The sequence below is a fragment of the Lentzea sp. CC55 genome (genome assembly GCF_021056325.1).
Lineage (GTDB): Bacteria > Actinomycetota > Actinomycetes > Mycobacteriales > Pseudonocardiaceae > Lentzea > Lentzea jiangxiensis.
Map to the genome: position 1 here is coordinate 245,641 of NZ_JAJCXE010000046.1, position 21,959 is coordinate 267,599.

23 protein-coding genes are annotated in these 21,959 nt (G+C 69.6%); 8 read left to right on the top strand and 15 right to left on the bottom strand.

From position 1 onward, the window contains the following. Window positions 1–2: 2 nt before the first annotated feature. The gene (locus L6E10_RS30415) at window positions 3–590 is read right to left on the bottom strand and encodes an NAD(P)H-dependent oxidoreductase (RefSeq protein ID WP_236223588.1); all 588 of its coding nucleotides are present in this window, start codon (window positions 588–590) and stop codon (window positions 3–5) included. A 108-nt stretch (window positions 591–698) separates the two neighbouring features. On the opposite strand from L6E10_RS30415, the gene L6E10_RS30420 reads away from it, so the two are divergent. After that, a complete protein-coding gene (locus tag L6E10_RS30420; RefSeq protein ID WP_236223589.1) occupies window positions 699–1,304 on the top strand; it encodes a DNA-binding response regulator in 606 nt (201 codons plus the stop codon). Between the two features lie 106 nt (window positions 1,305–1,410). Here the strand turns inward: L6E10_RS30420 and L6E10_RS30425 are convergent, their stop codons facing one another. From L6E10_RS30425 to L6E10_RS30440, 4 genes are all read right to left on the bottom strand, one after another. Continuing rightward, window positions 1,411–2,628, bottom strand: coding sequence for an NAD(P)/FAD-dependent oxidoreductase (locus L6E10_RS30425; RefSeq protein ID WP_236223590.1), 1,218 nt, complete (start codon window positions 2,626–2,628; stop codon window positions 1,411–1,413). A 1-nt stretch (window position 2,629) separates the two neighbouring features. Further along, the gene (locus tag L6E10_RS30430) at window positions 2,630–3,409 is read right to left on the bottom strand and encodes an SDR family NAD(P)-dependent oxidoreductase (RefSeq protein WP_236223591.1); all 780 of its coding nucleotides are present in this window, start codon (window positions 3,407–3,409) and stop codon (window positions 2,630–2,632) included. A gap of 13 nt (window positions 3,410–3,422) precedes the next feature. Continuing rightward, window positions 3,423–3,746: a 2Fe-2S iron-sulfur cluster-binding protein gene (locus L6E10_RS30435; protein ID WP_236223592.1), complete on the bottom strand. Its 324-nt coding sequence runs from the start codon at window positions 3,744–3,746 to the stop codon at window positions 3,423–3,425. Between the two features lie 149 nt (window positions 3,747–3,895). Further along, complete coding sequence (locus L6E10_RS30440; protein WP_236223593.1) at window positions 3,896–5,140, bottom strand: cytochrome P450; 1,245 nt, start codon at window positions 5,138–5,140, stop codon at window positions 3,896–3,898. A gap of 143 nt (window positions 5,141–5,283) precedes the next feature. Between L6E10_RS30440 and L6E10_RS30445 the strand changes: the two genes are divergently transcribed. Continuing rightward, window positions 5,284–6,405, top strand: a complete 1,122-nt coding sequence (locus L6E10_RS30445) for an epoxide hydrolase family protein (protein ID WP_236223594.1) — start codon at window positions 5,284–5,286, stop codon at window positions 6,403–6,405. 62 nt (window positions 6,406–6,467) lie between these two features. Here L6E10_RS30445 and L6E10_RS30450 read toward each other — a convergent pair whose 3' ends face one another. Next, the gene (locus L6E10_RS30450; protein ID WP_236223595.1) at window positions 6,468–7,895 is read right to left on the bottom strand and encodes a DHA2 family efflux MFS transporter permease subunit; all 1,428 of its coding nucleotides are present in this window, start codon (window positions 7,893–7,895) and stop codon (window positions 6,468–6,470) included. Between the two features lie 320 nt (window positions 7,896–8,215). On the opposite strand from L6E10_RS30450, the gene L6E10_RS30455 reads away from it, so the two are divergent. Continuing rightward, the gene (locus tag L6E10_RS30455) at window positions 8,216–8,596 is read left to right on the top strand and encodes a hypothetical protein (protein WP_236223596.1); all 381 of its coding nucleotides are present in this window, start codon (window positions 8,216–8,218) and stop codon (window positions 8,594–8,596) included. A gap of 630 nt (window positions 8,597–9,226) precedes the next feature. Here L6E10_RS30455 and L6E10_RS30460 read toward each other — a convergent pair. The 3 genes from L6E10_RS30460 to L6E10_RS30470 all read right to left on the bottom strand — a co-directional run bounded on the left by L6E10_RS30460 (window position 9,227) and on the right by L6E10_RS30470 (window position 12,210). Continuing rightward, the gene (locus L6E10_RS30460; RefSeq protein WP_236223597.1) at window positions 9,227–10,645 is read right to left on the bottom strand and encodes an alpha/beta fold hydrolase; all 1,419 of its coding nucleotides are present in this window, start codon (window positions 10,643–10,645) and stop codon (window positions 9,227–9,229) included. 18 nt (window positions 10,646–10,663) lie between these two features. Further along, entirely contained in the window at window positions 10,664–11,686 is a 1,023-nt protein-coding gene (locus L6E10_RS30465; RefSeq protein WP_236223598.1) for an NADP-dependent oxidoreductase, read from the bottom strand. 86 nt (window positions 11,687–11,772) lie between these two features. Then, on the bottom strand, window positions 11,773–12,210 hold the full coding sequence (locus L6E10_RS30470; RefSeq protein ID WP_236223599.1) for a nuclear transport factor 2 family protein: 438 nt from the start codon (window positions 12,208–12,210) through the stop codon (window positions 11,773–11,775). A 158-nt stretch (window positions 12,211–12,368) separates the two neighbouring features. Here L6E10_RS30470 and L6E10_RS30475 point away from each other — a divergent pair, with 158 nt between their 5' ends. Then, complete coding sequence (locus tag L6E10_RS30475) at window positions 12,369–12,851, top strand: SRPBCC domain-containing protein (RefSeq protein ID WP_236223600.1); 483 nt, start codon at window positions 12,369–12,371, stop codon at window positions 12,849–12,851. A 217-nt stretch (window positions 12,852–13,068) separates the two neighbouring features. Here the strand turns inward: L6E10_RS30475 and L6E10_RS30480 are convergent, their stop codons facing one another. Genes L6E10_RS30480 through L6E10_RS30490 form a run of 3 tightly spaced genes read right to left on the bottom strand, consistent with a single transcriptional unit; the run spans window position 13,069 to window position 15,874 of the window. Then, window positions 13,069–13,329 (bottom strand): ACT domain-containing protein, encoded by a 261-nt coding sequence (locus tag L6E10_RS30480; RefSeq protein WP_236223601.1) that lies wholly within the window; start codon window positions 13,327–13,329, stop codon window positions 13,069–13,071. After that, window positions 13,329–15,041 carry an acetolactate synthase large subunit gene (locus tag L6E10_RS30485; RefSeq protein WP_236223602.1) on the bottom strand — a complete coding sequence of 571 codons (1,713 nt, stop codon included), beginning with the start codon at window positions 15,039–15,041 and terminating at the stop codon, window positions 13,329–13,331. The genes L6E10_RS30480 and L6E10_RS30485 overlap by 1 nt, the downstream gene beginning before the upstream one ends. Before the next feature lie 17 nt (window positions 15,042–15,058). Next, window positions 15,059–15,874 (bottom strand): AfsR/SARP family transcriptional regulator, encoded by an 816-nt coding sequence (locus L6E10_RS30490; RefSeq protein WP_236223603.1) that lies wholly within the window; start codon window positions 15,872–15,874, stop codon window positions 15,059–15,061. Between the two features lie 529 nt (window positions 15,875–16,403). On the opposite strand from L6E10_RS30490, the gene L6E10_RS30495 reads away from it, so the two are divergent. Next, window positions 16,404–17,357 carry a sensor histidine kinase gene (locus tag L6E10_RS30495; RefSeq protein ID WP_236223604.1) on the top strand — a complete coding sequence of 318 codons (954 nt, stop codon included), beginning with the start codon at window positions 16,404–16,406 and terminating at the stop codon, window positions 17,355–17,357. 37 nt (window positions 17,358–17,394) lie between these two features. Here the strand turns inward: L6E10_RS30495 and L6E10_RS30500 are convergent, their stop codons facing one another. The 3 genes from L6E10_RS30500 to L6E10_RS30510 all read right to left on the bottom strand — a co-directional run bounded on the left by L6E10_RS30500 (window position 17,395) and on the right by L6E10_RS30510 (window position 19,583). Continuing rightward, entirely contained in the window at window positions 17,395–18,000 is a 606-nt protein-coding gene (locus L6E10_RS30500; protein WP_236223605.1) for a DNA-binding response regulator, read from the bottom strand. Window positions 18,001–18,245: 245 nt separating this feature from the next. Then, window positions 18,246–18,926 carry an SDR family NAD(P)-dependent oxidoreductase gene (locus tag L6E10_RS30505; protein ID WP_236223606.1) on the bottom strand — a complete coding sequence of 227 codons (681 nt, stop codon included), beginning with the start codon at window positions 18,924–18,926 and terminating at the stop codon, window positions 18,246–18,248. 66 nt (window positions 18,927–18,992) lie between these two features. Then, window positions 18,993–19,583, bottom strand: coding sequence for a TetR/AcrR family transcriptional regulator (locus L6E10_RS30510; RefSeq protein WP_236223607.1), 591 nt, complete (start codon window positions 19,581–19,583; stop codon window positions 18,993–18,995). A gap of 89 nt (window positions 19,584–19,672) precedes the next feature. On the opposite strand from L6E10_RS30510, the gene L6E10_RS30515 reads away from it, so the two are divergent. The 3 genes from L6E10_RS30515 to lipA are packed head-to-tail and all read left to right on the top strand — an operon-like array spanning window position 19,673 to window position 21,926. Then, window positions 19,673–19,981 carry a hypothetical protein gene (locus L6E10_RS30515; RefSeq protein WP_236223608.1) on the top strand — a complete coding sequence of 103 codons (309 nt, stop codon included), beginning with the start codon at window positions 19,673–19,675 and terminating at the stop codon, window positions 19,979–19,981. Further along, window positions 19,978–20,868, top strand: a complete 891-nt coding sequence (locus L6E10_RS30520; RefSeq protein WP_236223609.1) for an oxidoreductase — start codon at window positions 19,978–19,980, stop codon at window positions 20,866–20,868. The genes L6E10_RS30515 and L6E10_RS30520 overlap by 4 nt, the downstream gene beginning before the upstream one ends. 56 nt (window positions 20,869–20,924) lie before the next feature. Beyond that, on the top strand, window positions 20,925–21,926 hold the full coding sequence (lipA, locus tag L6E10_RS30525) for a lipoyl synthase (RefSeq protein WP_236223610.1): 1,002 nt from the start codon (window positions 20,925–20,927) through the stop codon (window positions 21,924–21,926). Window positions 21,927–21,959 lie beyond the last annotated feature (33 nt).

Sequence of the window (21,959 nt, forward strand, 5' to 3'; positions counted from 1 at the left end):
GGTCAGACCTCCTTCAGCGCGCGTGCGACCCGCACGACGCGTTCCGCCTGCAGTTGAGCCGCCCGCAACGCCCTGTCGCCGACCGGCGCGTTGTCCGCGCCCAGGACGTGCGAGGTGCCGTAGGGGTTCAGGTCGCCACCGGGAGGCACGATGATCCCGCCGAAGTGGCAGACCATGTTGTAGATGGACACGAGCGTGGTCTCCATACCGCCGTGCGCGCTGACGCCGGAGGTGAAGGCGCTGTACACCTTGTCCGCGAGCAGGCCGCCGGACCACGCGGGCCCCAGCGTGTCGATGAACTGCTTGAGCTGCGCTGAGACGTTGCCGAAACGGGTCGGCGTGCCGAACAGGACGGCGTCGGCCCACAGCACGTCGCCGGCCGACGCCACCGGGACGTCCTCGGTGTCCCCGAGGTGCGCCGCCCAGGCGGGCCGGGAGTCCACCACGTGCCGCGGCGCCAGCTCCGCGGCGCGGACCAGCCGCACCTCGGCGCCCTGCTTCTCGGCCGTCTCGGAGATCTCCGACGCCAGGCGGTGGATCGTCCCGGTCGAGGAGTAGTACACGACTGTCACGTTGACGCTGCGTTCCACGGCGCATCCCTTCACCAGGCGGCTCTTCCCACCCTTCTCGGGTCGCCTCGATGTGGCGTGGAGCGCGACATGAACGTTCGGGGATATGGTGGCGCGCGGAGGGGCGCGATGATCAGGGTTCTGCTCGCGGAGGACATGCACATGGTGCGCGGTGCTCTCATCGCGCTGCTCAACCTCGAACCGGACATCGAGGTCGTGGCCGAGGTCAGCTCGGGCGACAGGATCGTGCCGACCGCGCGGCACCACAGCCCGGACGTCTGCGTGATCGACATCGACCTGCCGATCCTCGACGGGCTGAGTGCCGCGGCGACGATCCGCGAGACGATGCCGCAGATCAGAACGCTGATGCTCACCTCGCTCGGCCGGCCGGGCACGCTGCGCCGGGCGCTGGCGGCCCGCGTCGACGGGTTCCTGCTGAAGGACGCGCCCCCCTCGGAGCTCGCCGAGGCGATCCGCCGCGTCAACGCGGGCGAGCGCGTCGTGGACAGCCAGCTCGCCCTCGCCGCGTGGGACCGCGGCGAGTGCCCGCTCACCGACCGCGAGCTCGAGGTGCTCCGGCTGGCGGCGAACGGCACCGACGCGCCTGACATCGCTGTCGCGCTGTCGCTCTCGGCCGGCACCGTCCGCAACTACCTGACGACGATCATGACGAAGCTCAACGGCCGCAACAAGGTGGACGCCATCCGCATCGCCGAGGAAGCCGGCTGGCTCTAGCCGTGTCCCGCGAGTCCGTCCGTCGGGGGTCACGGGCGAGGGCCGCGACCACCGCGGACGGGAATCGCGGGACGGTGCCCAGGGCATCAGCCCCTGCCCGCACCCGTCACGCCGCCTGCTGCCCGCTCGTCCGCAGGTCGAAGCCCGGACGGGCGACGATCTCCGGGGTGAGCGCGTTGCCCGCCTCGAGGATCCGGCGTCCCATCAGGAAGTCGATCGGGCGGTTGCACGCCTCGACGCCGACCAGCCGGCCGTCCTTGAAGCAGAACACCGAGAACCTGCCTTCCGCCGGGTCGCCGACGGTGACCGCGCGGTCGTGGCCGTCGGTGAGTCCCGCGATCTGCAGCTTCAGGTCGTACTGGTCGCTCCAGAACCACGGCAGGGCGGTGTAGGGCTCCGCACCGCCCAGGATCGCGCTCGCGACCGTCGCGGCCTGGTCCGTGGCGTTCTGCACGGACTCGAGGCGCGTGAGGCCGCCGGTGAGCGTGCTGGCGAACCGCGCGCAGTCCCCGACCGCGTGAACGCGCTGGTCGGTGGTGCGCAGGTGCGCGTCGACGACGATGCCGTCGTCCACCGCGAGTCCGGCGCTCCGGGCGACCTCGGTGTTCGGGACGACCCCGATGCCGGCGACGACGAGGTCCGCCACGAGCACCGTGCCGTCGGTGAGCTCGACGAGACCTTCCCTGACGGCCGCGACACCCGTTCCGGTGAGCACCTGGACGCCCTCGCTCCGGTGCCGGTTGGTCAGGTGCCGCGCCGTCTCGGCGGAGACGGCCCTGCTCATGACCAGCGGCTGGGCCTCGACGACGGTCACCTCGTGGCGCAGTTTCCTGACCACGGCGGCGAACTCGAGGCCGATGAACCCGCCACCGATGACGACGACGTCGAGACCGGTCCGGCCGTCGAGCTTGCGCCGGATGGCGTCCGCGTCGGCGACCGTGCGCAGGTTCAGCACGTGCTCCGCGCCGGGGATCGGCAGCGTGCGCGGCCGCGCCCCCGTCGCGAACACCAGGTGCTCGTAGCTCACGGTGCGGGCACAGCCGAGCACCGCGACGCGCGCCTGGAGGTCGACACCGACCACCCGCTCGCCGCGGACGAGGTCGATGCCGTGGTCCTCGTAGTAGGAGTCCTGCCTCAGGACCAGCCCGGCCAGGTCGGTCTGCCCCGCCAGGTAGTCCTTCGTGAGCGGAGGCCGCTGGTACGGCGCGGCCTGCTCGTCACCGATGAGCGTGATGGGGCCGCGGTGTCCCTGCTCGCGCAGGGACACCGCGACCTGGCAGCCCGCCTGCCCGGCCCCGACGACGACTACCGACTCGCCGCGCATGTCAGTAGTTGCCCAGCCCGCCGCAGACGTTGAGCGCCTGCGCGGTGATCGAGGACGCGGTGTCCGTGGTCAGGTACGTCACGAGACCGGCGACCTCTTCCGGCGTGCTGTACCGACCCAGCGGGATCTTGGCGTTGAACTTCTCGAGGACCTCGTCCTCGGTGACACCCCAGTGGTTCGCGTAGCCCTGGCGGACGCGGCCGGCCATGGGGGTCTCGACGTAGCCGGGGCACACCGCGTTGACGGTGATGCCGGACTTCGCGAGCTCGATGCCGACGGCCTTGGTGAAGCCGACGACGCCGTGCTTGGACGCCGAGTAGGGCGCGGCGAACACGACACCCTGCTTGCCGCCGGTGGAGGCGATGTTGATGATCCGGCCCCAGGTCTGCTCGACCATCTTGCCGGTGGACAGGACCTCTTTGGTGAAGCGGAAGACACCGTTGAGGTTGGTGTCGATGACGTCCAGCCAGAGGTTCTCGTCCAGCTCGGCGGTGATGCCGCCGCCACCACGACCCGCGTTGTTCACGAGGATCTCGACGGGCCCGAAGACGTCGACCGCCTTCTGCACCGCGGAGCGGATGTCCTCAGTGGACGTGACGTCGGCGGCCGCGCCGTCCGCCTCGTACCCTTCTTCCCGGAGCTGCTTCACCGTGGTCTGCACGTTTTCGGCGGTGCGCGCCACGACGAAGACCGCGTGGCCCTCCTTGCCGAGGCTGCGCGCGACCTCGAGACCGATTCCACTGGTGGCGCCCGTGACCAGGGCGACCCGTCGCTGGCTCATGCTTCTTCTCTCCTCAGAGTTGCTTCTCAGGCATGTGCACGACGAGGCCGTCCTGCTCCCCGGTCACAGCCAGCTGACAGCTCAGCCGGCTGTTCGCCTTGCGCTCGCAGGCCGTGAAGTACAGCAGCTCGTCCTCGACCTGGTGCATCGCCGACAACGGCTTGGTGTTCTCCGGATCGACGTACACGTGGCACGTGCCGCAGGAGGCGCCACCGCCGCACTGGGCGACGATTCCCTTGATGCCGTTGAGAACAGCGCCGCGCATCACGGTGTCGTCCTGGGCAACGTCGACAACGGTCTCGATGCCGTCGTGCGTTACATAAGTGATCTTTGGCATGGCAGTTCTCCCACGGATCTGCGGCTCGCCGGACAGGGTCCACAGTGACGGGTGGCGCTTTGCACGCGGTGGAGACCACCTTGAACGTGCCGCCGGCCCCGGGCACGACGAGAGGGCCCCGCCGAGGCGAGGCCCTCTCCCGTGTCCGCTCAGCCTTCCGCGGGGACGTCCCAGGTGACCGGGAGCTCCCAGAGGCCGTAGATCACGGCGCCCTCCTTGCGCGGGATCTCCAGGAACGGCTTGGCGAGCCGCAGCGAGGGAATCCGCTGGAACAGCGTCGTCCACACCAGCTGCATCTCCAGGCGCGCGAGGTCGGCGCCGATGCAGTGGTGCAGGCCGTGGCCGAACCCGAGGTGCTTGCGGGTGCCGCGCTCCAGGATCAGCTTGTCCGGCTCCGGGAAGACCTCCGGGTCGCGGTTGCCGTTGAGCCCCAGGCACAGGATGCCGTCACCGGCCTTGATGGTCTTGCCCGCGATCTCGATGTCCTCCAGCGCGACGCGCGGGATGGCGGTGTCACCGATGGTCGCGAGGCGCACCAGCTCCTCGACGGCCGGCTCGATCATGCCCTCGGGGTCGTCGAGCAGCAGCTTCAGCTGGTCCGGGTTCTCCAGCAGGGCGGCGGTGCCCAGCGACAGCATCGAGGCGGTCGTCTCGTGGCCGCCGTTCATCAGCAGGCGGATCATGTTGAACAGGTCGCGGCGCGTGTACTCCTCGCCGGACGCGGCGTACTCGGCCATCGCCCTGCTGAGCAGGTCCTCGCCGGGTTCCTTCTCCTTCAACGTGATCAGCTTGTCGACGTAGGCGTTCACCTCGACGATCGCGGCCTGGCGCTGCTCGGGCGTCGAGTGACCGCCCAGCAGGCACGTGCCGTGCTCGATGAAGAAGTCGTGCTCGTCCTGCGGGATGCCGAGCAGCTCGCAGATGACCGTCATCGGCACGGCGAGCGAGAACTCGCGGTGGAAGTCGATCGGCGGCGTCATCGTCAGGATCTTGTCGATGTAGTCGTCGACGATCTCCTGGATCCGCGGCCGCAGCCGCTTCACCTGGCGGTTGGTGAACGTCACGGCGGCCTTGCGCCGCGTCTTCGTGTGCTCCGGGTTGTCGTAACCGATGAACGAGGTCTCGGTGCGGAACTCCGGCGGCGCGATGAAGTAGAACGGGAAGTTGTCGTGCTTGCGCGACGCGCTGATCCGCGGATCGGTCAGCAGCTCTTTGATCGTGTGGTAACCGCTGATCGTCCAGATACGCAGCCCGGAGCCCGTCAGCGTGACCTGGACGACGTCTTCGTCCATCATGTCGTCGTACTGCTTCGGAGGCGTGAACGGGCACTGCCTCTGGTAGGGGAACGTCTCCTCGGCTTCGGCGCTGCCGGGTTCGACGGCACTTGTGGTCATGACGAGTCCTCCTGGTCGGCTGCCGTGAGGGTGCCACCGTGATCTGGAGCGTCACTCAAAGGTCCATTGTGGACTCAAGGGTGTGTCGAGCGCGACGCCCTAGCGTCGCCTGCGTCGAAGTCACTCCTACTGGAGGTGGGCAGGTGAGCCAGAAGATCGAGCCGTACACGGTCTCCGTCGCGCAGTCCGCGTTGGACGACCTGAAGGAACGGCTGGCGCGGACGCGCTGGCCGGATGCCGAGACCGTCGACGACTGGTCGCAGGGGCCACCGCTGGCGTACCTGACCGAGCTCGTGGACCACTGGGCGAACGCGTACGACTGGCGCGCGGTGGAGCGCAGGCTGAACTCGCTGCCGCAGTTCCGCACCACGATCGACGGCGTCGGCATCCACTTCCTGCACGTGCGGTCGCCGCACCCCTCGGCCACGCCGATCCTGCTGACGCACGGCTGGCCCAGCGCGCCCGTCGAGTTCCTCGACATCATCGACCTCCTCACCGACCCGGAGGACCCGGCCGACGCGTTCGACGTCGTGTGCCCGTCGCTGCCGGGCCACGGCTTCAGCGACCGGCCGGCGACGACCGGGTGGACGGTGCAGCACATCGCGGAGGCGTGGGCGGAGCTCATGTCCCGGCTCGGGTACGAGCGCTACGTCGCGCACGGCGGCGACTGGGGGTCGTGGGTCTCGGCCGCGCTCGGCACCGCCGACCCCGAGCACCTCGCGGGCATCCACCTCACGATGCCTCTCGCGCGTCCGCCGCGGGAGCAGGTCGAACTCGACGAGCGCGACCAGCGGGCCATGGCGCGGATGCAGGCGTTCGGCAAGAACCGCTCCGGGTACGCCGCGATCCAGTCGAGCCGCCCCCAGGCGCTCGGGTACGGCCTCTCCGACTCCCCCGCGGCGTTGCTCGCCTGGATCGTCGACCGCTTCTGGGAGTGGGCGGGGCACGACAACGACCTCGAGCAGGCCGTGCCGAAGGACAAGCTGCTCGACATCGTGTCGACCTACTGGCTCACCGGCACCGGCACCTCGTCGGCCCGGTTGTTCTGGGAGAGCTTCGACAAGGAGCCGATGAACCCCACGGACGTGCCCACCGGCGCGTCGGTGTTCCCGAACGACGCGTGGCTGCCGCGTGCGTGGGCCCGCACCCGCTTCACCGACCTGCGGTACTGGCGCGACCTGCCGGAGGGAGGCCACTTCCCGGCACTGGAACGCCCCGTGGAACTCGCCGCGGAGCTCCGCGCGTTCCTGCGCGTGCTCGACTGACCGGACGGGCACGGAAAAGGGGGAGCTCCCGCTCGGGAAGCTCCCCCTTTTCCGTTGCGCGCTCAGACGTGCGTGACGACCCGCGCCGGGTCCTTCGTCACGGCGCCGGACGCTTTGGGCACGGTCAGCGCCGCGAGCAGTCCGATGACGAGCAGGCCGGCCGCGCCGAGGAACGCGTGCGAGTACCCGGACGCCATCTCGTCACCGATCTGCGACTTGCCGCCGCCAGCGTTGGCGACGGCCACGAGCAGGGCCAGGCCGGCCGCGCCACCGACCGTCTGCCCGGTCGTGAGCAGCCCGGACGCGAGACCCTGCTGGCTCGACGGCAGCGACGCGGTGGCCAGGTTCGCCGTCGTGGCGAGGATCATGCCCACGCCGATGCCGAACAGTACGCACGGGCCGAGCAGGTCGATGACGTACGACGCGCGCGCACCGGCGAGGGACATCCACCCCAGCGCGAGCACACCGACGCCGAGGCCGCTCACCAGCGTGAACCGCTCGCCGAGCTTGCTCGTCTGCGCGGCTACCGCGGTGGCGCCGAGGAAGATCGCCAGCGACAGCGGCAGGTACGCGAGGCCCGTGAGCAGCGGGCTGTACCCGAGGACGAGCTGCATCAGCAACGTCAGGAAGTAGAACGTCGCCGCCATCGCGGCGCCGATGCAGAACATCGAGACGTTCGCGGCGACGACCGCGCGGTTGCGGAACACGTTCAGCGGCATCAGCGGCGCGCTGGAGAGCTTCGCCTGGTCGAACAGGAACAGCCCGATGCCGACGACCGCGATCGCGAACGAGACGACGCTGACGGGCGAGGTCCATCCCTCGCGCTCGCCCTCCGCGATGCCGTACACCAGCGCCGCGATGCCGATGGTCACCGACACGGCGCCGAGGACGTCGAGCTTGCGCGGTCCGGCGGGGGCGGCCGACGGCGCGATGGAGATGGCGGCCACGACGAACAGCGCGATGCCGACCGGGACGTTCAGCAGCAGCACCCAGCGCCACGACAGCCAGTCCGTGACCACGCCACCGGCGAGCACGCCGATCGCACCACCACTGCCTCCCGCGGCACCCCACAGCCCGAACGCCTTGGCCCGGGCGGCGGGTTCGGTGAACGTCGTGCCGAGCACCGTCAGCGTCGCCGGTGACATCAGCGCGACGCCGACCCCCTGCGCCGCACGGGCGATGATGAGCGTCGTCGCGTTCTGGGCGAAACCGCCGGCGAGGCTCGCGAGGGTGAACAGGCCGACACCGGCGAGGAAGAAGCCGCGCCGGGAGAACAGGTCTGCCATGCGACCGGCGAGGAGCAGCAGGCCGGCCATCGGGATCAGATACGCGTTGATGACCCACGGCAGTGTGCTCGCGTCGAACTGCAAGGCCGACTGGATCGACGGCAGAGCCACGTTCATGATGGTGCCGTCGAGCACCACCAGCAGCTGCCCCACGCAACAGGCGAGCAGCACGAGGCCTGTTCGCCCTTGGTTGGTATTCGACATCGGTTGGCTCCTTCGCTGATGTACCGAGAGCGCGCGCAGGCGGTGTGCGCACTCCTCAGGTGACCCAGCCTCTCGCCACGCGGTACATCCGCGATCGGACCGCGCTCAAGCCCCGCGCCCGCGGCGGCACCGGGCCCTGTAGTCGTCCTCGACCGCACCTGGAGGTGCGTTGGCCACGCTGCCTTCGATCGCCTTCGATCCGCAAAGGAATGATTCAGATGCCCCGTATCGTCAAGAACTTGGCCGTGTTCGCCTCGGCAGCGGCGTTCGCGCTCACCGGAGCCGTCCAGCCGAGCGCCGCAGCGGCCGGAGGGGAACCGGTGACCAGCACAGAGTTGAAACCCAAGTACCACTCGGTGGTCGGTGCCTGGCAGGGAACCGTGCAGCACCAGGGTGGCAGCGGCCCGATCAGCCTCAACTTCGCGTCCTCGGGCTCCGTGTGCCTGCGCTCCGGCGATGGTGAACACGGCTACGGCGAAGGCACCGGCACGTGGGTGTCCACGGGCACCAACTCCGTCAAATTCACCGTGCGGGAGTACCTGTACGACAACGCGGGCAACCCGACCGGTTCGGTGGACGTGAGGCAGGCCGGCTCCATCTCCGGCAACACGCTGTCCACCTCGGGCATGTCCACGATCTACGACGTCAGCGGCAACTTCATCGCGACCGCTCCGGCGTCGATCACCGTGGTCCGCATCTGACCTGGTGGAGGAGACCCTGTTCCGCGGCGGCGGGGCAAACTCGCGGAGCGGGGTCTCTCGCAGGTGTTCTCCGGCGGCCACCGCCCCGATCCCCGGTGACGCCACACCGTCCCGGACGTCCGCGACGCACCCGCCCGGCCCCCGTGACAACGCTCGTTCGAAGGCGTGGCCGGGGAACACCGCCTCGCGCGGACAGCCACCGACGACCTGCACGTCGAAGTGGGGTGGCGACCGCGAGCCGGCACGTCGTCGGGCTCGACCGGTCCCAGGCAGTCGCCCAGCCCCGCGAACACCCCGCCCGCCCACTCCTCCGGTGCACCCGGCCACTGCGCGAACCGGCGCGGTGTCGCCGGGCACTGGCGTGCAGTCCGGCAGCCGGCGCGGCCACCTCACGGTGAGCCCCGGCCCGGCACCCGGTTCCCGCGATCACCGCTCGCCGATGTCCGGCTCGGCGGTGCGAACGTCCACATGGGACGCTTCGGCCACGCGGAGTCCAACGGACGGTCCGGCGGCGGACATCACCTGCGCGTGCGTCCCGCACTCGCGCCACTTCGGTTCCTCGCTCTCAGCGGGACGAAGTCTGCGGGCGGGCCGTCCAGTCGACGGCCCGCCCGCAGGGGAGGGAAGACTTCAGCGAACCACGTCGTCCGCGGGCACTTCGGGCCGCGGGTCACCCGCGCACGTCACGTCCTCTTCCGGCAGCTCGCCGTCGACCAGGTAACGGGTCACCAGGTGGTCGACCACGGCGTTGCCGGCGAAGGCGAACGTCTCGTGCCCGCCCGAGTCCGTCACGGTGATCATGCGGTGCCCCAGGGTCCGCGCCATCTCGACACCGCCCTCGTAGCAGCTCCACGGGTCGCTGTCGGTCTGCACGACGAGGCCCACCGGGTATCCGTCGCGGACCACGTCCGTGAACGGCTCGGTGTGCTTGAACGTCGCGAACGTCCCGACCCACGGCTGCGCGCGCATCACGCCGAACCCGTAGGGGTACTTCTCCCGGAACTCCCGCATGTCCGCGTAGTAGACCTCGAGGTCGGCCGGCCACTCGCTCTCCAGCGTCACCGCTTCGAGCACCGCCTCCCGGAGACCGCCCATCGTGGAACCGGGGCGCCACGCGCTCTGGCCGGCGAGCAGGGCCTCCGCCGCCGCGGGGTCGCCGTGCGCCACCGCCTTGCGCAGGTCCACCACGAGCCGGGCGAGCTGGTCCCACTCGTGCCGCCGCGGCGCCAGCACGCCGATCCGCTGGTCGAACAGCGTGCGCAGCAACGGGCTCGGCGTCAGCGCGGCGAGCCCGGCCGCGACGCCCTCGACGGAGCCGATCACCTCGGTCGCGCCGGCACCGAGCTCGTACCGGCTGACGCGGTCGCCGACCCACCCCGCCCACGCGTCGACACTGCTCCGGATCGCGGGGCCCTGCGCCTTGAACTGCGTGCGCCAGTCCCACCGGGGGTGCTTGCACGAGTCCAGCACGCTGCGGTCCAGACGATCCGGGAACATCGTGCCGTACACCGCGCCGACCATCGTGCCGTACGCGTAGCCGAGGTAGTTGATCTTCCCCTCGCCCAGCAGCGCGCGGATGGACTCGATGTCCCGCGCGAGGTTGCGGGTGCTGACGTGCCGGCGGAGGGTGCCGCCTGCCCGGCTGCAGCCCTCCTCCCGCTCCTTCATGTCGGCGGCGATCAGCGGGAACTGCTCGTCCGGTGGCCGCGAGTCGAAGGTCGCGGTGATCGGACTCGCCTCGGCGCCGAGGAACGTGGAGTCGCCCGTACCCCGCGGGTCGAACCCGACGAGGTCGTACACCTCGTTCAACGAGGTGGTGCGCCGCAGTTCGGCCGGCATGCGGGCACCGAGACCGTCGTCTCCGCCGGGTCCTCCGTTGATCGCCACCAGCACGCCGCGCCGGCGTGCCGGATCGATCGCCGGGATGCGGGTGAGCTTCAACGAGATCCGCTCGCCGGCCGGATCGGAGTAGTCGAGCGGCACCTCGGCGACGGCGTGCTGCACACCGTCCTCGTCTGCTGCCGACCACACGGGTAAGGACGTCGCCACGTTAAGTCCCCTTGATTGTCAGGTGAGCTTCACCAGAACGTTGCCGAAGTGCTTGCCCCGCAGCAGGTCGATCAGTGCCTCCGGCGCCTTCTCCAGGCCACCTTCGACGATCGTGTGCGGGAAGACGAACTTGCCTTCCTTCAGCCACGTGCTGAAGTTCTGCTGCCACGACCAGATCTGCTCGGGCGTGTGGTAGGTCGCGAACGGCCGGATCTGGATCTGGCGCACGATCGCGGTCATGATGTCGAGGCGCGGGAACGCGCCGTCGCTGTCGCCGACCTGGCCGGACAACGCTCCGCACAGGGCGAAGCGCGCGTCCTGCGCCGCCGCCTGGACCGCCGCCTCGAACTGCTCGCCACCGACGACGTCGAAGAAGACGTCGATGCCGTCCGGCGCCAGCCGCCGCAGGTTGTCGACGGCCTTGCCCTCCTTGTAGTTGAAGGCGGCGTCGAAACCGAGCTCGTTCACCAGGTAGTCGATCTTCTTCTGGCTGCCGGCTGAGCCGATGACGCGCTTGGCGCCGAGGCACTTCGCGATCTGCCCGGCGAGCGAGCCGACACCACCGGCGGCACCGGAGACGAACACCGTGTCGCCTTCACGCACCTGCGCGATGTCCACGATGCCGTGGTAGGCGGTCGGCCCCTGCGTCAGGTAGTGCTCCGGCGACGGGAACAGGGTGGGGTCGAGCTTCCAGAACGACTGGGCGGGCCCGACCGCGTACTGCTGCCAGCCGTTCATGCCCTGGACGCTGTCTCCCACCGCCAGGTCGGGGCTGTTCGACGCCACGACCTCGCCGACGGCGAAGCCCCACAGCGCCTCGCCGACCTTGTAGGTGGGCATCGGCAGGTCCGCGTCTTCGCGCATCAGGTCCTGCATCACCGCGGTGACCTGGAGGTAGTCGTAACGGACGACGACCTCTCCGTCACCGGGTGCGCGGACATCGACCTCGACGACGTCGAAGTTGGCCTCGGACACGACGTCCGTCACGTGGGAGGCGAGACGCACTTCCCGTGTCTTGGCGGGAATCGCCGTGGTAGCCATGAGGGAGACCTCCATACTAGGAACCGGTTTGGAGACCAGCCTCGGGCATCGCCCTAGAGCGGCGGTCGAGTCAGGCGGCCCGCAGGTCAGGAAGCCCGTGCGACCGGCTCGGTCTGCCCGTCGCGGTGGACGGTCCGCGACTTGGTGCGGAGCTGCCCGTCGACGCGCACCAGGACGTCCTCGATGAAGAACGTCGGCTCGAACGTGACCTTGCCTTCGGCGTCGGTCCGCGTCACGAGAGAGCAGTACGTGACGTTCAGGGTGTTCTCGTCGGCTTCGTCGATCAGGTAGTGGTCGTTCCAGTGCCGCACGGCCACGCCCCGGTACCGCGGCAGGGCGGCGTTGGCGCCGGCGATCAGAGCGGCACGGCCCTCGACCTTCTCGCCGCGGTGGGCGTGGTCGGTGACACCGTCCTCGGTGAACGTCTGGGCGTAGCCCTCGATGTCCAACGCGTCGAGCAGCCGCATCTGCTGTGCGTAGAACGTCTGGACCTCGATGTGGACCTCAACACTGACACGGGACACGACAACTCCTCGTCCGCCGGCTTCGTACGGCGAATATGCGTGGCCCTGCTGGACATCCGGTCGAGCCGTCCTCGTTCGACCCCGCTTCCATCCGGCGTCGAGAGGTGCTCGCCAGGCTGGGGCGACAGCATCCACACCGACCCGCGAGGAGGGCCACTATGGCCTCAGTTCCCGACGTCACCAAGTCGGTGACGGTCGAGGCGACCATCGAGCAGGCGTTCGCGATCTTCGCGGAACGGCCGTTGGAGTGGTGGCCGGAATCGCACGTGTTCGTCGAGCAGCGGACGGCGATCACGATCGAACCGTTCGTCGGCGGCCGCTACTTCGAGCGCGGTGCGGACGGTCAGGAGATCGCGTGGGGCACCATCGTCGAGTGGGACCCGCCGAACCGGCTGGTGATGACGTGGCGGGTCGGCCCCCACTGGCAGCCGATCTTCGACGACGAGAAGGCCTCGTTCATCAAGGTCGACTTCGTCGCCGCGGGCCCGTTCACGACGACCGTGACGCTGACGCACGCCGACCTGCACCGGCACGGTGACATCGCCGAGACCATCCACCAGGCGCTCAACGGTCCCTCACCCGGCGAGACGCTGGAGCAGTACGCGGCTGTCGTGGCCAAGCACATCCCCAAGGCGGCCTGATCCGCCTCGGCGCGCGAGCGCGACATGCGCTCGCGCGCCGAGGCGCCGGCAACCGCGACCCGACCGGCCGCGGGACAGGGGCGTCGTCGATCACCTCGGCGGCGCCTTCTCTTGTGCGCAAACGATTTTCCGGCGAAGACGTGCTGATGGACGGCGCGTGGCGGCACGTTCACCGGGATCGCACCGCCTCCGGCGACGCACGTTCGTCGTCGCCTGGTCAGGCGCCGAGTTCGAGTTCCTCGTCGGTGTGGCGGACCTCGCGGACGTCGACGAGCCTGCGCAGCTGCTCGATCAGCTGGGCGGGCGAACGGCCCGGCGGGAGCGCGACCTCGACGTCGAGGAGGAAAAGTCCGCCGGGACCGGCCGGGCGCAGGCTGAGCCGTTCGACCCCGACTCCCCGGCTCGAGAACAGCACCACGACGCGCGCGAGACCGCCCTGCTCGTTGCGCAGCGACATGGAGAGCGAATGCGTTGTCATCACTCATCTTCCTCGTCGAACAGGGGCCTGATGCCCCTCGCGGCCATGATCTCGTCGTTGCCGGTTCCCGCGGCCACCATCGGCCACACCTGCGAGTCCTGCCCCACCACGAAGTCGACCACCACGGGGCGGTCCCGCACCGCCATCGCCTCGGTGATCACGGCGTCCACCTCGGACCTCTCCGAGCACCGCAGACCCGCGCAGCCCATCGCGTCCGCGAGCTTCACGAAGTCCGGCAGACGGTTGTGGGTGTTCAGCCGCGTGTGGGAGTAACGGCCGCCGTAGAACAGGTTCTGCCACTGCCGGACCATGCCGAGGTTGCCGTTGTTGATGATCGCGACCTTGATCGGGATGCCCTCGATGGCGCAGGTCGTCAGCTCCTGGTTGGTCATCTGGAAGCAGCCGTCGCCGTCGATCGCCCACACCACCCGGTCCGGTGCGCCGACCTGCGCGCCCATGGCGGCCGGAACCGCGAACCCCATGGTGCCCAGGCCACCGGAGTTGATGAACGAGCCGGGACGTTCGTACTTCACGTACTGCGCGGCCCACATCTGGTGCTGACCGACGCCCGAGGTGTAGATCGCCTCCGGCCCGGCGAGCGTGCTCAGCCTCTCGATCACGTGTTGCGGGGCGAGCGCGCCGTCAGCCGGCCAGTCGTAGCCGAGCGGGAAGCTCGTCCGCAGGCCGTTGAGGTAGTCCCACCACGAGGTGAGGTCCGGGGTCGCGGTCACCACGGCGTTCAACGCGGTGATCACGTCCCGGCAGTCGCCGACGATCGGCACGTCGGCCCTGCGGTTCTTGGAGATCTCCGCGGGGTCGATGTCGGCGTGCACCACCGCGGCGTCGGGCGCGAAGTGGGGCAGCGATCCCGTCACCCGGTCGTCGAACCGGGTTCCCAGCGCGATCAGCAGGTCGGACCGCTGCAACGCGGCGACGGCGGGCACCGTGCCGTGCATCCCGGGCATCCCCAGGTGCTGCGGGTGCGAGTCGGGGAACGCTCCACGCGCCATGAGCGTGGTGACGACCGGAATCCCGGTGCGGGTGGCCAGCTGGAACAGCGCCCGGGCCGCGCCGGAGCGGATCACCCCGCCGCCGACGTAGAACACTGGCCGGCGCGCGGTCGCGATGAGCTGGGCGGCCTTGCGGACCTGCGCCGGTGACACGGCGGGACGGCTCCGGTCCGCCGGCGGTGCCGGTGTGTAGGTCACCGGAGCCGCCTGCACGTCCTTGGGCAGGTCGACCAGCACCGGACCCGGCCTGCCGGAGGCCGCGAGGGCGAACGCCTCCGTGATCACCGCGGGGATGTCCGCGGGATCGGTCACCTGGAAGCTGTGCTTGGTGATCGGCAGGGTGATGCTGCGGATGTCCGCTTCCTGGAAGGCGTCGGTGCCGATCACCGAGCGGGCGACCTGCCCGGTCACCGCGACGACGGGCACCGAGTCCATGTAGGCGTCCGCGAGCGGCGTGACGAGGTTCGTCGCACCCGGCCCCGACGTCGCCATGCACACGCCCACCCGTCCGGTCGCCTGCGCGTACCCCTGCGCGGCGTGCCCGGCGCCCTGCTCGTGGCGCACCAGCACGTGCCGGATCTTGACCGAGTCGAGCAGCGGGTCGTACGCGGGGAGGATCGCCCCGCCGGGCATTCCGAAGATCACCTCGCAGCCGACGTCCTCGAGCGCCTTGACCAACGCACCTGCACCGGTGGTATCCACGGTTCTCCCGAACGGGTTCAGCCCGCTAGCTGGCGCTCCAGCTGGCGAGGGGACAACGGCTTGTCGAGCGACGGCTCGGAACTCAGGATGGCCCGCTGCAACTGACGCAGCCTTTCGGACGGCTCAAGCCCCAGTTCCTCGATCAGCGTGTCCCGCAGCGACTGGTATGCCTCCAGCGACTTCCACTGCCTGCCCGCCCGGTACAGCGCGAGCATGTACTGCGCACACAGGTTCTCGTGCATCGGGTGCTGCGAGGTGAGCACGGACAGCTCGCTCAGCAACGACTGGTGCTTGCCGAGCTGGAGGTCGGCCTCGATGCGGGTCTCCAGCACGCCGAGGCGGCTCTCCTGCAACCGGGTGACCTCCATGCCGAGCCGGACGCCGATCTGCACGTCCACCAGGACCGGTCCGCGCCACACCTCGGCCGCGCTGCGCAGCAGCCGGCTCGCGGAGTCCAGGTCGCCGATCTCGAACGCCCGCTGACCCGCGATCGCGAGCCGCTCGTAGCTGCGGACGTCGACGCTCTCCGGCGGAACGGCCAGCATGTAGCCCCCGTACCGGGTCACCAGGACGTTCTTCGCGATGCCGGGTTCCTCACCCGGCATGGCCGCCTCGATGCGCCTGCGCACCTGCAGCACGTAGGTCTGCAGCGTTGTGAGCGCGCTGCGCGGTGGTGTCATCCCCCAGAGCTCTTCGATCAGCGTCGGCACCGTGACGACGTGGCCCGCCTGCAGCCCGAGCAGCGAGAGCACCTGCCTGGGCTTCACCGCGCTCGGCGCGATCGAGATGCCGTTCTCCCGTGCTTCCAGCGGTCCGAGAACCTTGATCTCCATTGGAGCCTCCCCAGCTCAGCAGCGGCCGATTTGGTCGTGCCACAAGTTCACCTGAGCTGGGCTATCTCCCGCCACGGACGGCACCACGACCTTCGGATGGCGCAGTACCGAGTCGGAGGTGAAAAACTCATGTGCCCGGACGAACCCGGACCGATCCGGCCGCTGACCGGGCGGTGATCGGCCGGACACGGTCGGTGACACCAGCGCGAAATACTCGTACGCCGGCACGACATTGACTCGCTGGTCAATGTCGTGCACATCTTCTGAACCGATACAGAACAGTCCCCCGAACCGCGCTCGGCTGTCTACGATTCGATCTGGGCGCCCTGGGGCCGCGTTTGCTCTGGAGCAGTTGCTCTTGGGGGTAAACGTGAATGCGACGTCTTCCGCACCGACTTACCGCGCGATCGTCGTCGCGGTGTTCACCGCGGTCTGCCTGACCGATCTGACCCGTGCGCTGCTCCTCGCCGGGGAAATCACCGAATTGGCGGTGTCAATCGTCGGCTTGGCGGTACTTGTCCTGCTGCAAGTGTCGTTTTTCAGGCCGCTCGACACTCTTCGGCGCCACCTCGTCCTCGCCGCCCAAGCCGTGCTGCTGGCCCTGCCCTTCGTCCTGTACGGCCATTCCTGGACGGGCGTCGCGGGCCTGGTCGCGGGCAACGCCCTCCTCGTCCTGCGTCCCGTCGTGGGCTGGACGGTCTTCGTGACGACCGTGGCGGCGACCGCTCTCACCCAGGCCACCCACGACGACCCGATGACGGCCGTCGCCGTCACCGCCCTGCTGCTCGCGGGCCTGGCCACCGGCTTCGCCACCCACCGCACGACCCCGCCCGACCAGAAGGCCCCACCGGTCGTCGCAGTCGTGGACGCCACCGTCGCCGCCGTCGCCGCCGAACGCGTCCGCTTGGCCAGGGACCTCCACGACCTGCTCGGGTACAGCCTCAGCGCCATCAAGCTGAAGAGCGAGCTCGCGCACCGGATCGTCACCGACCGCCCCGACCGGGACTGGGACTTCGTGCGCGAGCACATCGTCGAGATCATGGACCTCACCCACAACGCCCTGGCCGACGTGCGCTCACTGGCTCGCGCCTACCGGCCGATCTCCCTGGCGGACACGTCCGACTCGGCCAAGGCGATGCTGGCCGCCTCGAACATCGACGTCCGCGTCCAGCTCAGCCACGACCCGCTGCCGGAGACCGTCGAGACGGTCCTGGCGGCCGTGCTCTGCGAGGCCGTCACCAACGTCCTGCGCCACAGCGACGCGAGCACCTGCACCATCGACGTGCGGCAGCGCGGCGCCACGATCCTGCTCGACGTGATCAACGACGGCGCCGCCGAGCGCGCCGTCTCCGCCGACTGCAACGGCGTCCGCAACCAGGCCGAACGCGTCCACGCCGCCGGCGGCACCTTCACCGCCCGTCACGTCGGCGACGGCTCGTTCCACGTCCACGCCACCGTTCCGGCCGCGCTCCCGCCCGCCTGACGGCGGTTCACCGGCACCGCCCCGCGCCGCCGGCCGGTCAGAACCACCCGGACTTGCGGGCGATCCGGACGGCGTCGACGCGGTTGCGGGCGTCGAGCTTGGCCGTGGCGGACGTCAGGTAGTTGCGCACCGTCCCGACGGACAGGAACAACGTCGTCGCGATCTCCATCGCGTCCGCGCCGTCGGAGGCGAGCCTCAGCACCTCCAGCTCGCGCGGTGTCAAAGGGCACTCGTCCGTGTCCCACGCCGACAGCGCGAGATGGGAGTCGATCACCCGGCGCCCGATCGAGACGCCGCGGATGGCGTCCGCGAGCTCACCGACGGGAGCGTCCTTGAGGATGAAGCCGTTGACGCGGGCGTTCAGCGCCCGGCGCAGAGTGCCCGGCCGGCCCAGGCTCGTGAGAATGAGCGTGCGGGTGTCAGGGGCGGTGTCGTGGATCACGGTGGCCGCGGAAAGGCCGTCCATACCGGGAAGATCGATGTCCAGGACCGCCACGTCCGGTTTGTTCTCCGCCACCGCCGCGATGATTTCGTCGCCCGTTGCGACGGACGCGACAACCTCAATATCCGGTTCTAGATTCAACAAAGCGACCAACGCGCCGCGGACCATTTGCACGTCCTCGGCGAGCAGCACTCGGATCATCCGACCCCCCTTGCCCCCAGGTCACCATTTCGAGTTTTACACTCGGTGACCAAGCAGGCAAGCGGTCCGGTCAACTGTTCAGGGCGTTACTCCGAATGCGCCCGCATTATATGGATTCGTAATCGCCGAGTGACCTGGAGTTACCGCGTGCTCACACGCGGCTCAAGAGCCGAATCGGCGACCGGGACATCCGGGCACGGTCCGGGCGGAACGGCGGACGCGGTCCGGCGACTCGCCGCGGTGGCTCAGCGGGGCTCGCCCCACCGCTCCAGCAGTCCGAGGCCGCCGTCGACGGTGATCACCTGCCCCTGGATCCAGGCGGCCTCGTCGGTGCAGAGCAACGACACGGCGTCGGCGATGTCCTCGGGCAGGGTGACGCGGCCGGACGGGCTCTTGATCGCGAGCCGGTCGACCAGGCCGGGGTCGATGTTCATGGGGCCGTTGTCGACGACCTGGGTGACGACGGCGTTGACGGCCACCCGGTACCAGGCCAGTTCCAGCGCGAGCGTCCTGATCACGCCGTACACCGGCGTCGCCGTGTAGGCGGCGATGACCACCCGGCCACCGTCCTGCAGCGACTTGGCGAGCGGCTCCACGATGTTGAGCAACGGCGTGAGATCGGGCGATTCGGCGTGGTGCACGAACATGTCCAGCTGGCCGCGCTCCTGCTTGACCCGGTCGAGCAGGCGGCGCACCGAAAGCTCGTCCTGGACGTCGAACTGGGCGACGGTCACCGAGCCCGGCCTGCCCGTCAGCACGAGCCTCGCCCGCTCCAGGTCGACGTCGTCGCCGGAGGTCGTGATGATGACGTGGGCACCGTTGTCGCAGAGCTTGCTCGCGATGGCGAGGCCGAGTCCGTGCGTTCCCGACGTGACCAGGGCGATCTTCCCGTCGAGTCCCAGGCGCGTGTTGACCGGTTCGATCATGATCGTGACCACCTCGTTGTCCGCGTGGTGATCGACGGTCCGCCGGGGTGCTAGGGCCGAACTCGACTACTTCTTGCGCAAACCCTCCAGAACGCGCAGGATCGCGCGTTCGACCTCGCGGCCGGTGCGCTTCGGGTCGGACGAGCTGGCGATGGTGCTGGCGCACGCGGACAGTGCTCCGAACAGCAGCCGGGCCATGATCTCCACCGGTGCCTCCTCGATCTCGCCGGCGTCCACGAGCAGCTGCACGGCTGTGCGCAGCAATCCGAAGCTGAAGTGCTCTTCGGCCTCACGCCAGCGCTCCCAGCCCATCACGACCGGCGCTTCGTGGATGATGATCCGCTGGTATTCCGGTTCCAGGCACTTGCGCACATAGGCGCGCAGACCCGCGACAGCGGTGTCCCAGGGCTCGCCGTCACCGGTGACGACCGCCGTCAACGACTCGATCGAGCGGGTCTCGACCTGGGTGAAGGCCGCCTCGAACAACGCCTGCTTGCCGCTGAAGTGGTGGTAAAGCGCGCCTTTCGTCACGCGGGCGCGTTTGACGACCTCGTCGAGCGAGGTGCCGGCGTAACCGCGTTTGGTGAAGAGGTCGACGGCGCTGTCCACGAGCGCCTGCCTGGTCGACTCCGAGTACTCGGAGCGTCGAGTTCGCACGCACGAAACGTATCTCACATACTGCCGGTACGTACCGGTGGTATGGTCGTGTCATACCGAGGGTATGCGAGAAACCGGGGGTACGAGAAATGGGCTGGGCAGACCACTACCGCCGTCGTGACGCGCTCGACGCCGTGCTGCGCGACGCTCACCGCGACCCGTCCGCACCGCTGATCGTGGATCCGGACGTCTTCGGCTCGCTGCACGAACTGCTGCTGGCGCTCGACCACCGCTGGCAGAACAAGCTGACCGCGCGCATGGAGGCAGCGGCACTGGAAGGCCCCGTCGACGAGGACCGGGTGACCGCCGAGCTGGCCGCCGAGGAGCCGGTGTTGCGGGCGGTGCTGGACGCACACCTTTCGCTCGGCAGTTACCGGACGGTAGGAATGACTCCATGAGTCGTTGGACCGAAGCCGACATCCCCGACCAGACCGGCCGCACCGTCCTCGTGACGGGAGCGAACTCCGGTCTCGGCCTGCGCACCGCCCAGGTGCTCGCGGCGAAGGGGGCCCATGTGCTCATGGGCTGTCGCTCGGTCCAGCGCGGTGAGGCCGCGCGGCGCACGGTGCGCGGGTCGGCGGAGGTCCTCGAGCTCGACCTCGCCGACCTCGGCTCCGTGCGCACTGCCGCGGAGAAGGTCGAGGCGCTCGACGTCCTCGTCAACAACGCGGGCATCATGGCCGTCCCTAACGGCCGGACCGCCGACGGCTTCGAGCGCCAGTTCGGCACCAACCACCTGGGCCACGCCGCGCTGACGTGGCTGCTGCTCCCGGCGCTGAGGCGACGTCCCGGCGCGCGCGTCGTCACCGTCTCGTCGCTGATGCACCGCGCCGGCCGGATCGACTTCGAGGACCCGAACTGGGAGCGCCGGCCGTACAGCCTGCAGGGCTCCTACGGGCAGTCGAAGCTCGCCAACATCCTGTTCGCGCGCGAGCTCGAACGCCGCTCGCCGGACGTGACGTCCATCGCGGCCCATCCGGGCATGACGGCCACCGAGCTGACCAACAACATGGCCGACGCGCACCGGTCCGCGGTCATGAAGATCGCCGGCCGCATCTCCCACCTGTTCTCGCAGTCGGTCGAGATGGGCGCGCTTCCGCAGCTCTACGCGGCGACGTCACCGGACGCGCGCGGCGGCCAGTACTACGGCCCGGACGGCTTCAACGGCCTGCGCGGCTACCCCGGCGTCGCGCGGATGACCGCCGCGGCGCGCGACGACCTGGCCGCGAACCGCCTCTGGGAGCTCACGGTCAAGCTCACCGGGATCAACCCCGACCTCCCGTGAGCGTCCCCCGGAGTGCGTGACGCCGGACACGCGGGCGCGGAGCGTAGTGTGAGGTGGTGACTGTGGTACCAGAGGGTCGGAAGCTGCTGCGGCTCGAGGTCCGCAACAGCCAGACGCCGATCGAGAAGAAGCCGTCCTGGATCAAGACGCGGGCCAAGATGGGCCCCGAGTACCGGGAGCTCAAGGGTCTGGTCAAGCGCGAGGGCCTGCACACGGTCTGCGAAGAGGCCGGCTGCCCCAACATCTACGAGTGCTGGGAAGACCGCGAGGCCACGTTCCTGATCGGCGGGGAGCAGTGCACCCGGCGCTGCGACTTCTGCCAGATCGACACGGGCAAGCCCGCCGACCTCGACCGCGACGAACCCCGTCGCGTCGCCGAGTCGGTCCAGGCCATGGGCCTGCGCTACTCGACCGTCACCGGCGTCGCCCGTGACGACCTGCCCGACGGCGGCGCGTGGCTGTACGCCGAGACCGTCCGCCAGATCCACGAGCTCAACCCCGGCACCGGCGTCGAGCTGCTGATCCCGGACTTCAACGCGGTCCCCGAACAGCTCGACGAGGTCTTCGAGTCCCGCCCCGAGGTGCTCGCGCACAACCTGGAGACCGTCCCGCGGATCTTCAAGCGCATCCGCCCGGCGTTCCGCTACGAGCGCTCCCTCGAGGTCATCACGAAGGCCCGCGAGTTCGGCCTCGTCACCAAGTCGAACCTGATCCTCGGCATGGGCGAGACCCCCGAGGAGGTCACGGAGGCGCTCGCCGACCTCCACGACGCGGGCTGCGACATCATCACCATCACCCAGTACCTGCGCCCGTCGCCGCGGCACCACCCGGTCGAGCGCTGGGTGAAGCCCGAGGAGTTCGTCGAGCACAAGGAGACGGCCGAGAAGATCGGCTTCCTCGGTGTGATGGCGGGCCCGCTGGTCCGCTCGTCCTACCGCGCCGGCCGCCTCTACGCGCAGGCGAAGCAGGCGCGCGGCGAGGAGCTCCCGGAGAACCTCCAGCACCTGCTGACCGTGTCGGCGTCGCAGGAGATCACGAGCCTGCTCGCCCCGCGGTAGCGCGTCACGGCAGAGCGGAAGCCCAGGTCGGTC

What these genes read in the sequence shown, in the direction of transcription:
- L6E10_RS30420 (WP_236223589.1), top strand. Translation starts at nt 699, where the DNA reads ATGATCAGGGTTCTGCTCGCGGAGGACATGCACATGGTGCGCGGTGCT.
- L6E10_RS30425 (WP_236223590.1), bottom strand. Translation starts at nt 2,628, where the DNA reads ATGCGCGGCGAGTCGGTAGTCGTCGTCGGGGCCGGGCAGGCGGGCTGC.
- L6E10_RS30430 (WP_236223591.1), bottom strand. Translation starts at nt 3,409, where the DNA reads ATGAGCCAGCGACGGGTCGCCCTGGTCACGGGCGCCACCAGTGGAATC.
- L6E10_RS30435 (WP_236223592.1), bottom strand. Translation starts at nt 3,746, where the DNA reads ATGCCAAAGATCACTTATGTAACGCACGACGGCATCGAGACCGTTGTC.
- L6E10_RS30440 (WP_236223593.1), bottom strand. Translation starts at nt 5,140, where the DNA reads ATGACCACAAGTGCCGTCGAACCCGGCAGCGCCGAAGCCGAGGAGACG.
- L6E10_RS30450 (WP_236223595.1), bottom strand. Translation starts at nt 7,895, where the DNA reads ATGTCGAATACCAACCAAGGGCGAACAGGCCTCGTGCTGCTCGCCTGT.
- L6E10_RS30465 (WP_236223598.1), bottom strand. Translation starts at nt 11,686, where the DNA reads ATGGCTACCACGGCGATTCCCGCCAAGACACGGGAAGTGCGTCTCGCC.
- L6E10_RS30475 (WP_236223600.1), top strand. Translation starts at nt 12,369, where the DNA reads ATGGCCTCAGTTCCCGACGTCACCAAGTCGGTGACGGTCGAGGCGACC.
- L6E10_RS30480 (WP_236223601.1), bottom strand. Translation starts at nt 13,329, where the DNA reads ATGACAACGCATTCGCTCTCCATGTCGCTGCGCAACGAGCAGGGCGGT.
- L6E10_RS30490 (WP_236223603.1), bottom strand. Translation starts at nt 15,874, where the DNA reads ATGGAGATCAAGGTTCTCGGACCGCTGGAAGCACGGGAGAACGGCATC.
- L6E10_RS30500 (WP_236223605.1), bottom strand. Translation starts at nt 18,000, where the DNA reads ATGATCCGAGTGCTGCTCGCCGAGGACGTGCAAATGGTCCGCGGCGCG.
- L6E10_RS30505 (WP_236223606.1), bottom strand. Translation starts at nt 18,926, where the DNA reads ATGATCGAACCGGTCAACACGCGCCTGGGACTCGACGGGAAGATCGCC.
- L6E10_RS30515 (WP_236223608.1), top strand. Translation starts at nt 19,673, where the DNA reads ATGGGCTGGGCAGACCACTACCGCCGTCGTGACGCGCTCGACGCCGTG.
- L6E10_RS30520 (WP_236223609.1), top strand. Translation starts at nt 19,978, where the DNA reads ATGAGTCGTTGGACCGAAGCCGACATCCCCGACCAGACCGGCCGCACC.